Raw genomic sequence first — 10,614 nt, 5'->3', positions numbered from 1 at the left:
TCAGACCTTCCGTTTGCGCACCGGCTGTGGCCTTACGCGGGTTTCGATCTCGTCGTAGAGCTTGCCGACAATATCCTTGCCGCTGGCCTTTTCGATGCCTTCGAAACCGGGGGAGGAGTTGACTTCCAGGACCTTCGGCCCGGTCGATGACCGCAGCAGATCAACGCCCGCTTTGCCCAGGTTGAACGCCCGCGCGGCCTTTACGGCCGTTTCACGTTCCTCCCGGGTGATGCGCACAACCCTGGCAGAGCCGCCCCGGTGGAGGTTCGATCGGAAATCACCCTCAGCCCCGGTGCGTTTCATCGCCGCCACGACCTTGCCTGCAATCACCAGACAACGGATGTCTTCGCCGGCGGCCTCTTTCACAAAATCCTGCACCAGAAAATTCGCGCGCAACCCGCGGAAAGCATCAATGACCGATTCCGCGGCCTTTTTGGTCTCGGCCAGGACCACGCCTTTGCCTTGCGTGCTTTCGAGCAGTTTCACGATGAGCGGCGCGGTGCCCACCAGCGCCATCAGGTTGGACGTGTCCTTGGGCGAGGCGGCAAAGGCCGTCGAAGGCATGCCGATCCGGCGGGTTGCCAGCACCTGGTGGGCGTGCAGCTTATCACGGCTCGCGGTGATGCCCGCCGAGCCGTTCACGCAATAGGTGCCGATCGCCTCGAACTGCCGGATCACGGCGGTGCCGTAAGGCGTGATCGAGGCCCCGATGCGCGGGATCACCGCGTCATAGCGGGGCAGGCGTTTGCCGTCATAATGTACTTCGGGTGCGAGGTTATTGATCGCCATGTAACAGCGCGTGGTATCGATAACCTCGACCACGTGGCCGCGCGCCTCACCCACTTCGGTCAGGCGGCGGGTGGAGTAATTATCTTCGCGGCTCAGCACCGCAATGCGCAGGGCGCGTTTGGGCGCGCGGCGTTTGAGAGCGGAGGAGTGGTAATCATCATAGCTCAGTTCCGGCTGCAGATGCTTTTCCGTCGGGCTGATCGAGATGTGATCCGAAAGCGCCTGTCGCCCCAGCAGCATGCGAGACGACATGCCTGCGCGGTTCGTGAGTGTGATCTCAATCGGCCAGCGCTGGCCATTCACCGCCAGCGTTGATGAAATGACATAGCGCTGTTCGGCCTCACCGTTTGAGGATGTCACTTCGCGGCGGTCGACCAGCGGCGCAGAGCAGGTGATGGCCATATCCTCACGACCCGCGATCGGGTGCACATTAAAGCGAACCTTGGGGGTTTTTGCGGAACCGAAGACCTCGATATCGTGCGCATGCAGCGCGGATGTGCGCGCGCCCGTATCCACCTTGGCCTTCATTGCCGGCAATCCGAGATCGGGCAGCGAGACCCATTCTTCCCAGCCAAAGGTTAGTTTTTCCACGTGTGTCTCCCGGAAATCAGCATCTGCGCACCGGGTATCAGCACGGATTGGCGATCACAACCGGAAGTCCTGTCACAGGGGGCACGCGCGGCCGGATCAGGTCAGTCCGGGATGACGGCATCGACCTCAATTTCGACAAGCCATTCGGGATTTACAAAGCGCGTGACCGCCATGATCGTATCCACAGGCCGTGCATCGAGGCAATAAATCCTGCGCGCGTCGATTGCGTCTTTCCATGTGTCGATATCCGTCAGAATAACGCGTGTGCGCACAATGTCCTGCAGTCCGGATCCGGCCTGATCCAGAGCGTCTCTGATGATCTCGAAACACTGCTTTGTCTGCACAAAAACATTTCCCGGACCGACAGTTCTGCCATCCGCGTCGACCGGTGCGGTCCCTCCCACAGCGATAAAGTTGCCAACCCGGACCGCGCGGCTGAACCCGACCACGGCCTCCATCGGATTTCCATTGGATATCAAACTTCTGCCCTGTGCCATGTCGTATACCCTTTCGCTGTGTGATGCTGCCGCACCCACAGTCTGCCATCACCGGCATAGTATGAAAAAGGAATTTGTGCCGCGCAGGCGGCGGGCTGACAATGTGCCCGGGGTATTTCAGTTATCGTTGATGTCCCGGGTGACAATCCGTGCGCCGGACGTCTGGCCACGAAAGGCAAAACGCAACCCGACCCATGCGAGGAGCGAGACGCCACCGAAGACGGCAAAAAGAACCGCCGCTGACGGGACGTAGCCAAAAGCCACAAGGGCTGCAGTGACCAGCGCGCCCAGAGCAAACCCCAGAAAGATAAACCCCGGCGCCAGGACCTCGATAATGCCCAGCACCAGAGCAACCGCGACCCAGATCCACCACAGGCTCAGGAGTGCATCCACCATCAGCTGCGTCCTCTGAGAAGCTTGAAGGCGTCTCCGAAGGCCTCTATTGCCTGAGCCGGCAGCACGATCGTTTGTTTGCCTTCACCGGCGCCCAGCTTGTTCAGGGCTTCGACCTGTTTAAGCGCGATCTGGTACTGTGCGGCTTCAAGCCCGTTTTCATTGATGGCGGTGGCAACCATCTGTGTGGCGTAGGCTTCGGCATCGGCAAGGATGCGGCGTGCTTTGGCCGTCTGTTCGGAGGCGTATAGCTCGGCGTCAGCCGCCAGTTCGACGGCGCGTTTAGAGCCTTCGGCCTCGGTCACCTGGGCGCGGCGGGCGCGTTCGGCGTTAAGCTGCTGCAGCATTGCTTCGCGGGTGGCCTGATCGAGGTTCACGTCGAGAATTTCCGCGCGCGTCACTTCAATGCCCCAGTCATCCACCGCATCCTCGACCGAGGCTTTGATTGTGGTGATCAGCTGCGACCGGTTGGCCTGAACGTCGTCAAGATCCATCTTGCCGATCTCGGCGCGCACGATGCCGGCCACGGTGGTGGCAATTGCCGGGTCCACATCACGGATGCGGTATACGGTGCGTTCAGGCTCGGTGATGCGGTAGAAAACAGATGTCTCGACCTGCACCAGTACGTTGTCGCGGGTGATCGCATCCTGGCTGGCGTTGGGCAGCTGGCGCTCCAGAATAGAAATCTCATGCGCCACGCGATCAATAAAGGGCACGATCAGGTTGATCCCCGGGCCCAGAACGGCGCGCAGCCGGCCAAAACGTTCAATGACGTATTTCTCGGACTGCGGAACGATCTTGACGCCTTTGACGACGATGATGATCAGCAGCGCCGCCAGCAGCAGATAGATGAGATTGTTTTCAAGCAGTCCCAGGATGAAATTCTCGATGTCCACGCGTCATTTCTCCATTAGCCCGCCTGTTGTGAAAATGGCGATTGTGCGGGATTATTGCAAGTTCAGCCCGCTCGCTATATCGCGCCTGTGACATTAGCAGGGCGCTCAGATGACAAAGTTCAGTTTCACCAGAACGGCACAGGATGGTCGCGCGCGCACCGGTGTGATCGAAACGACCCGTGGCGCGATCCGCACACCTGCCTTTATGCCCGTGGGCACGGCCGCGACCGTCAAGGCGATGCTGCCCGGGTCGGTGCGCGAAACCGGTGCGGACATCCTGCTGGGAAATACATATCACCTTATGTTGCGCCCGACGGCAGAGCGGATTGAGCGGCTGGGCGGGCTGCACAAATTCATGAACTGGGAAAGGCCGATTCTGACGGATTCAGGCGGTTTTCAGGTGATGAGCCTCGCGGCCCTGCGCAAACTTACCGAAAAGGGCGTGACATTCAAAAGCCACATCGACGGCTCAAAGCATGAAATCACGCCGGAGCGCTCGATGGAAATTCAGCGCATGCTCGGCTCAGATATCGTGATGTGCTTTGACGAATGCCCGGCACTGCCAGCAGACCGCGCGCGCATAAGTGAAAGTATGCAGCTGTCGATGCGATGGGCCGCACGCTCGAAAGAGGCCTTTGGTGACCGGCCGGGACATGCGCTCTTTGGCATTCAGCAGGGGGGCCTCGAAGAGGATCTGCGCGCCGAAAGTGCGGCGGCCCTGCGCGAGATCGGCTTTGACGGCTATGCGGTTGGCGGTCTTGCGGTGGGTGAGGGGCAGGAGGCGATGTTCGGATGTCTTGACTTCGCGGCCGGTCAGCTGCCTGAAGACACGCCGCGCTATCTGATGGGGGTGGGTAAGCCGGATGATATCGTGGGTGCCGTGGCCCGCGGGATAGATATGATGGACTGCGTTCTGCCCAGCCGGTCCGGGCGCACAGGTCAGGTTTTTACCCGCCGCGGCGTGCTCAACATCAAAAATGCCCGCCACGCGGATGATCCGCGCCCGCTGGATGACCGGTGTGACTGCCCGGCCTGCCGGCAGTATTCGCGGGCCTATCTGCACCATGTGTTCCGCAGCCAGGAAATCATCGCGTCTATGCTGATGACGTGGCACAACCTGCATTACTATCAGACTCTCATGGCCGGTATGCGCGATGCTGTCTCCGAAATGAGGTTTGCGGCTTTCGAGGCGGAATTTCATGCAGCCCGGGCTGAAGGTGATATTGAGCCGCTTTGATCTGCGGTTGCCCTGCGTGCCGGCGCGCCTGCGGTCTTTAACCCGGGCTTAACCCGGGCAACGATACACCTGTGCGGACATCAGCACGGAGCCGCACCATGAAAGATTCGCATGTCAGACCGTCCCGGGACAAGGGGCTGTCGCCGGACCAGACACTGCATGCGATCCTGCAGGACTTTGCGCCTGCGCGGAATGCAGCGATGCAGCTGCTCGTTTATCATATGGAAAGCCAAGGGAAGGTAACAGGCCACGTCTCCCCTCAGGATCTGCTCGCTGCCCGGGATGCGCTGCGCCGCGCCTCGGATGCCGCCGGGACACTGGTCACAAGCCGCCTTGAGCCGCTCAGGATTTCACTGCAGCCGGACCTGGCCGCGCTTCAGGTGCGCGTGGCGAAATCACTCGCGGAACTGTTGCGCACGGTTGAGCATCTGTCATGCAGTGAAGAAGACGGCGTGCGCGGGTTCAGACCGGGCAATAATATGTACCAGCTCTGCTGCGAGGACGTGGCGCAGGGAGTGGCCGCCTTTTCGGATGGAATAAGTGCAGCGTTTCTTGAGATGACAGAAAAAGGCAAGGCCGAGGCCCTGAGCAAAACCAGCACAATTGCCATGGAAATCGGTAAAATCGGACGCGTGATCAACATGGTTGCCACCAATGCATCGATTGAGGCCGCGCGGGCAGGGGACGCCGGAAAAGGCTTCACGGTGATCGCTGATGAGGTTAAGGTTCTGTCCTCGCGTGTCTCTTCGCTCTCGGTATCGCTGACGGACCGCCTTAATGTGAACTGACCCCGGCAGAAAGGTGTGGCGGACGGCATTTGTATGCTTGTGCTTCCGCCTGCCTCTGGCCATGCTGAGCGCAGCAAATGACACAGGCATGGTTGATTTCAGGTCGGGCACGCCCCACCTTAGTCATCCAGAACCGGAGATGGTCGTGGCTGCTGCAAATGCGGGGCCGGTGCCATCTTGCCAAGAATAAGGAAAGAGCATGCAAGAGCCGCTTAACGCCTCCTATCCCGTCCTGCCGCTGCGCGACATTGTGGTTTTCCCGCATATGATCGTGCCGCTTTTCGTCGGACGCGAAAAATCAGTCCGCGCTCTCGAAGAGGTAATGGCGGACGACAAACAAATTCTTCTGTCGAGCCAGATTGACCCCGGCGTCGATGATCCTGACAGCGATGGCATTTACAAGGCCGGTGTGCTGGCCAATGTGCTGCAGCTTCTCAAACTGCCTGATGGAACCGTCAAGGTTCTTGTCGAGGGGCAGGCGCGCGTGCGCATCACTGAATACCTCGAAAATGACAGCTTTTTTGAAGCGCGGGCGGAATATCTCACTGAGATGCCGGGTGACCTTGCCACCACTGAGGCGCTGCTGCGCACGGTGGCTGATGAGTTTGACCGATATGCCAAGGTTAAGAAAAACGTGCCTGAAGAGGCACTTGCGGCTGTCGGCGACTCCACCGAACCGGCGAAACTGGCTGACCTCGTCGCGGGCCATCTTGGCATTGAAGTGCACCAGAAGCAGGATCTGCTGGAAACGCTGAGCGTATCTGAGCGTCTTGAGAAGGTCTACGGGCTGATGCAGGGCGAGATGTCGGTACTGCAGGTCGAGAAAAAGATCAAAACCCGCGTCAAAAGCCAGATGGAGCGTACCCAGCGCGAGTATTACCTGAACGAGCAGATGAAGGCGATCCAGCAGGAGCTGGGCGACGGTGAGGACGGCAAAAATGAAGTTGCCGAACTGGAAGCCAGAATTGCCGGGACCAAGCTTAGCAAAGAAGCCCGTGAGAAAGCTGATGCCGAGCTGAAAAAGCTGCGCAACATGAGCCCGATGTCGGCTGAGGCAACAGTCGTACGCAATTATCTCGACTGGATGCTGGCCATTCCGTGGGGCGTGAAGTCGCGCACGAAGAAAGATCTGAGCCGGGCTCAGAAAGTTCTCGATGACGACCACTATGGCCTGGAGAAGGTTAAGGAAAGGATCGTTGAGTACCTTGCGGTGCAACAACGCTCCAGCAAGCTGAAAGGCCCGATCATGTGCCTTGTCGGCCCGCCGGGTGTCGGTAAAACGTCTCTGGGTAAATCGGTTGCACGGGCAACAGGTCGCGAATTTATCCGCATCAGCCTCGGCGGCGTGCGCGATGAATCCGAGATCCGCGGCCACCGCCGGACTTATATCGGGTCAATGCCGGGTAAGATCATTCAGGCGCTGAAAAAAGCGAAGACCACCAACCCGCTGATTTTGCTCGATGAAATCGATAAGATGGGGCAGGATTTCCGGGGTGACCCTGCGTCTGCCATGCTCGAAGTCCTTGATCCGGAACAGAACTCCACCTTCGTGGATCATTACCTTGAGGTCGAATATGACCTGTCGAACGTGATGTTCCTGACCACATCGAACAGCTACAACATGCCGGGCCCGTTGCTCGACCGGATGGAAATCATCCCGCTGGCCGGGTATACGGAGGATGAGAAACGCGAGATTGCAAAACAGCACCTCGTGCCAAAGCAGATCAAGAATCACGGTCTGAAGGCAAAAGAATTCACCATTGAGGATTCTGCGCTGACTGAGATGATCCGTACATATACCCGCGAGGCGGGCGTGCGGAACCTGGAACGTGAAATTGCCAAGGTCGCCCGCAAATCGCTGACCAAAATCATCCGGAAAGAAGCCGAGACCGTCACAGTTACCGCGGACAACATCGACGATTTCCTTGGTGTGAAGAAGTTCCGTTACGGTCTTGCGGAAAAAGAAGACCAGATCGGTGTCGTCACCGGCCTCGCATATACCTCTGTGGGCGGTGAGCTTCTGAGCATCGAGGCGCTGCGTCTGCCTGGCAAGGGTCGGATGAAAACGACCGGTAAGCTCGGTGATGTGATGAAGGAATCCATTGATGCGGCGTCCAGTTATGTGCGCTCAATCAGTCCGTCTATCGGTGTGAAACCGCCACTGTTCGACCGGCTCGACATCCACGTGCACGTGCCGGAAGGGGCCACGCCCAAAGATGGCCCCTCCGCTGGTCTTGCAATGGTGACATCGATCGTCTCCGTACTGACGCAGATACCGGTCCGCAAAGACATCGCCATGACGGGCGAGGTCACGCTGCGCGGTAATGCACTGGCAATCGGTGGGCTGAAAGAGAAGCTGCTGGCAGCGCTCAGGGGCGGTATAACAACGGTGCTCATTCCTCAGGAAAATGCCAAGGACCTTCCTGAGATTCCGGACAACGTAAAAGAGGGGCTGGAGATCATCCCGGTCTCGCATGTGTCCGAGGTTCTTGAGCACGCTCTGGTGCGCAAACCTGAACCCATTGAATGGGATCAGGCTGCAGAGGAAGAGGCTGCGGCCGCAGCACTAAACAAGTCGTCAGGCTCCGGAGATTCTGCGACAGCGCACTGACCAACAAAACTCGTACATTACGGGGCGGCCCCATGGGACCGCCCCTTTTTTGTTTAAAGACAGGTTTTTACCTGGATTACTTCATGTTCTGGGATCTTGCGGACTGCGCCTCTCACACCGGGCTGGATCGGACGCGAGAGCCCTTGTAAGCTTCAGATACCCCGCGGGGCGGACTCATCCGGATCCCGTGACAGAGGAAGGGCAATCATGGCACTCGCAGGCAAAACCACAAAAACGCGCACACCGCGAAAAACAGTGACCAAACCCACCACAACCATCAAGTCAAAAGCAGTCGCGACCGTCGAAACCGCAGCGACTGACGCAAAGGCGGCCCCGGAACTGCGCAAAAAAGAACTGATCGAGAAAGTGGTCCTTCGCTCAGGCATACGGAAACGCGATGCAAAACCGGTGATTGAGGCGATGCTGGAAGAACTTGGCAAGGCTGTCAGTGAGGGTCGCGGGCTTGTGTTACCGCCGATGGGTCGATTGAAAATTATCCGGCAAAAAGACACCGGCAATGGCCAGGTCACTGTAATCCGCGCGCGCCGGAAGGCACCGGTGGATGCCGGACTACCCGAACCTGTGAGCGACTGAGGCGGATTCTCCCGCTGACCACTTGCGGGGCGGCCGGCAATTGGCTATGTCGCCGCGCAGGGGTGATTAGCTCAGTGGTAGAGCGCTTCGTTCACATCGAAGATGTCAGGAGTTCAAATCTCTTATCACCCACCATTCTGATCCGCTGCTTTTTAAAAAATCACGTCGATTTGCTGATCGGGCGATCCCGGCCCCGCACCGGCACGCGCCCGTTTTTCCGCGTCGCAAGCAGTTTGGCGCACAGCGCGCGCAGGAAATACCGTCTTAAGCCGGCTTCACCGAAAAAATGACTGCCAACCAGGGACAGTAAAAACCGTCAGTCTCAGTCCTGGCGCCGTATTGCCCGGCGTGGCAAGGTCGCAATCGGCCTGCACTGCTGACTGTCTCCACCAGACACCGTGGCAGAACGTGCGAAAATATCCGCATCCGCAGTCGGCTTTTCTTTTCCGCTCCGACCCTTCATAAGAATCTGCGAAAAAAGCCGCCGGTTCCGAGCGGCTCAGGCAGGTGGGGTTATGAGCATTTTTTCACGTTTTCGCGCTTTCTGTGCGGTTATTTCTGTTTTCGTCATCCTCGGCGGCGTTCAGACAGCAACCGCTCAGGCGGTGCCGGGTACTGCGGGCGGGCAGGAGGGTACTGAGGCGGAAACGCAGACGCCAGAGGCCCTTGACGCTCTGCTTGACGTGCTCAGAGACGATGCCGCGCGGGCCGCGCTGATTGCTGAGCTGGAAACCTCCATGCAGGCCTCCGACCCGCAGATGTCTCAGGAACCGGCCAGCAGCGAACCCATTCATTCGCTCGGGCGCCGGATTGCGCAGATCACACAGGAGGCCGGCGAAGAAGCGGCCCTTTTGGTCAGCGGGGTCTGGACCGCCATCCGGTCCGGCGGGACAGTTTTTGACGGGCTGAAAGGTGACGAACTGGGTATTCTGGTTTCAGCTCTGCCGGGCTTGCTGGTCGTGATCGTTATCACGGTCGCGACCTTTCTGATTTTGCGGCGCTTTGCGAGGCGGCTTTACGCGCGCATGGGCAGGCGCGCCGAAAACTCAGGGCCGCTGCGCTCCGTTGTTCTTTTTCTGGAATCAAATCTGACCGATGTGTTCATCGTCGTTTTTGCATGGGCTCTGGGATACCTGGTCACCATCACGCTCGTCGGCCAGTTCGGCCAGATCGGTATCCGGCAATCGATGTATCTGAATGCCTTTCTGATCGTGGAACTGGCCCGTGTGGTGATCCGCGCGGTGCTTTCTCCGGGTGCGCCGGGCCTGCGTCTTGTTCCGTTCAGTGACGGGGCCGCACGGGCACTGACGCGCTACCTCAGCGTGGTGGTGAGTGTTCTGGGCTACGGCCAGCTGCTGATCGTTCCGATCGTGAACCAGAGCGCCTCGATGGCTGCAGGCAACGGGATTTCAGCACTGTTGTCGGTATTCGTCGTGGTGTATCTGGTCTATATTGTGCTGCGCCGCCGGCGCGAGGTCGCCCTCTGGCTCGAAAGCCGGACCCGCACCTTTGACCTGCCGGATGTCGAAGCCGAAGAGCTTGGGATCGTCCCCGAAAAAACCACCCGGCAGGGTTTCCTTGTGCGATTGCTGCACGGGGTTGCGGGCATCTGGCACTGGTTTGCACTGGCCTATTTGTCGGTGATGTTCCTGATCGTCATGACGCAGCCCGCAGAACGTACAATTGCAGCAATATCAGGCTCGGCAAAAATTGTGTTCGCCATCATCCTTGCCACGCTGCTTTCAGCTGTGCTGGCCCGCGCCATCGGTCGCGGCATCAGCCTGCCCGAGGACCTGACAGCCAAGCTGCCGCTTCTCGAGACACGGATCAACCGCTTTGTGCCCCGCGCTTTTGGCCTTGTACGCTTGTTGCTCCTGTTTCTGGTGCTGTTTTTCAGCCTCGATGTGATCGGCCTTGCCGATGTGCGCGGCTGGCTGGAGAGCCAGGTGGGCATATTCGTGACGACTAAAATCATTTCAGTGGGCCTGATTTTCCTCGTCGCCTTCATGCTCTGGCTCGCGCTGACCTCCTTTGTGGATTATAAGCTAAATCCTGAATACGGCGCTGTTCCGACCGCACGGGAAACCACGCTTCTGACCCTCCTGCGCAACGCGGCCACCATCGCGCTGGTGGTGCTGACGGCAATGTTCTGTCTCTCTGAGATCGGTCTCGACATCGGGCCCTTGCTGGCTTCTGCCGGTGTGCTTGGTCTGGCAAT

The 10,614-nt window shown here is 58.9% G+C and carries 9 protein-coding genes and 1 tRNA gene; 6 read left to right on the top strand and 4 right to left on the bottom strand.

Features of this window, described 5'->3' with window-relative positions:
• From rimK to Q0M35_RS14165, 4 genes are all read right to left on the bottom strand, one after another.
• Positions 1-1,380 (bottom strand): 30S ribosomal protein S6--L-glutamate ligase, encoded by a 1,380-nt coding sequence (gene rimK / locus Q0M35_RS14180; protein WP_295316415.1) that lies wholly within the window; start codon positions 1,378-1,380, stop codon positions 1-3.
• 101 nt (positions 1,381-1,481) lie between these two features.
• Positions 1,482-1,877: a RidA family protein gene (locus tag Q0M35_RS14175; RefSeq protein ID WP_295316413.1), complete on the bottom strand. Its 396-nt coding sequence runs from the start codon at positions 1,875-1,877 to the stop codon at positions 1,482-1,484.
• A 117-nt stretch (positions 1,878-1,994) separates the two neighbouring features.
• Positions 1,995-2,273: a hypothetical protein gene (locus tag Q0M35_RS14170; RefSeq protein ID WP_295316411.1), complete on the bottom strand. Its 279-nt coding sequence runs from the start codon at positions 2,271-2,273 to the stop codon at positions 1,995-1,997.
• Positions 2,273-3,166: an SPFH domain-containing protein gene (locus Q0M35_RS14165; protein ID WP_169640655.1), complete on the bottom strand. Its 894-nt coding sequence runs from the start codon at positions 3,164-3,166 to the stop codon at positions 2,273-2,275. The genes Q0M35_RS14170 and Q0M35_RS14165 overlap by 1 nt, the downstream gene beginning before the upstream one ends.
• A 109-nt stretch (positions 3,167-3,275) precedes the next feature.
• Between Q0M35_RS14165 and tgt the strand changes: the two genes are divergently transcribed.
• The 6 genes from tgt to Q0M35_RS14135 form a co-directional block, all read left to right on the top strand.
• Complete coding sequence (gene tgt / locus Q0M35_RS14160; RefSeq protein WP_295316407.1) at positions 3,276-4,403, top strand: tRNA guanosine(34) transglycosylase Tgt; 1,128 nt, start codon at positions 3,276-3,278, stop codon at positions 4,401-4,403.
• Between the two features lie 98 nt (positions 4,404-4,501).
• Entirely contained in the window at positions 4,502-5,191 is a 690-nt protein-coding gene (locus Q0M35_RS14155; protein ID WP_295316405.1) for a methyl-accepting chemotaxis protein, read from the top strand.
• A 199-nt stretch (positions 5,192-5,390) separates the two neighbouring features.
• Entirely contained in the window at positions 5,391-7,802 is a 2,412-nt protein-coding gene (gene lon, locus Q0M35_RS14150; RefSeq protein WP_295316404.1) for an endopeptidase La, read from the top strand.
• Between the two features lie 207 nt (positions 7,803-8,009).
• A complete protein-coding gene (locus tag Q0M35_RS14145) occupies positions 8,010-8,396 on the top strand; it encodes an HU family DNA-binding protein (protein WP_295316402.1) in 387 nt (128 codons plus the stop codon).
• Positions 8,397-8,456: 60 nt separating this feature from the next.
• A tRNA-Val gene (locus tag Q0M35_RS14140) sits at positions 8,457-8,531 on the top strand.
• 380 nt (positions 8,532-8,911) lie between these two features.
• Positions 8,912-10,614: mechanosensitive ion channel protein MscS (locus Q0M35_RS14135; RefSeq protein ID WP_295316401.1), on the top strand; the 1,703-nt coding region annotated here is incomplete at its 3' end.

Origin of the sequence: Roseobacter sp. (genome assembly GCF_024639605.1) — a bacterium.
In the GTDB taxonomy this organism is placed as follows: Bacteria; Pseudomonadota; Alphaproteobacteria; order Rhodobacterales; family Rhodobacteraceae; genus Roseobacter.
This window is presented reverse-complemented; position numbering and strand designations above follow the sequence as displayed.

Excerpts from the sequence above, each read along its gene's own strand:
- lon (WP_295316404.1), top strand. The coding sequence starts at position 5,391 with ATGCAAGAGCCGCTTAACGCCTCCTATCCCGTCCTGCCGCTGCGCGAC.
- Q0M35_RS14175 (WP_295316413.1), bottom strand. The coding sequence starts at position 1,877 with ATGGCACAGGGCAGAAGTTTGATATCCAATGGAAATCCGATGGAGGCC.
- Q0M35_RS14145 (WP_295316402.1), top strand. The coding sequence starts at position 8,010 with ATGGCACTCGCAGGCAAAACCACAAAAACGCGCACACCGCGAAAAACA.
- Q0M35_RS14170 (WP_295316411.1), bottom strand. The coding sequence starts at position 2,273 with ATGGTGGATGCACTCCTGAGCCTGTGGTGGATCTGGGTCGCGGTTGCT.
- tgt (WP_295316407.1), top strand. The coding sequence starts at position 3,276 with ATGACAAAGTTCAGTTTCACCAGAACGGCACAGGATGGTCGCGCGCGC.
- Q0M35_RS14155 (WP_295316405.1), top strand. The coding sequence starts at position 4,502 with ATGAAAGATTCGCATGTCAGACCGTCCCGGGACAAGGGGCTGTCGCCG.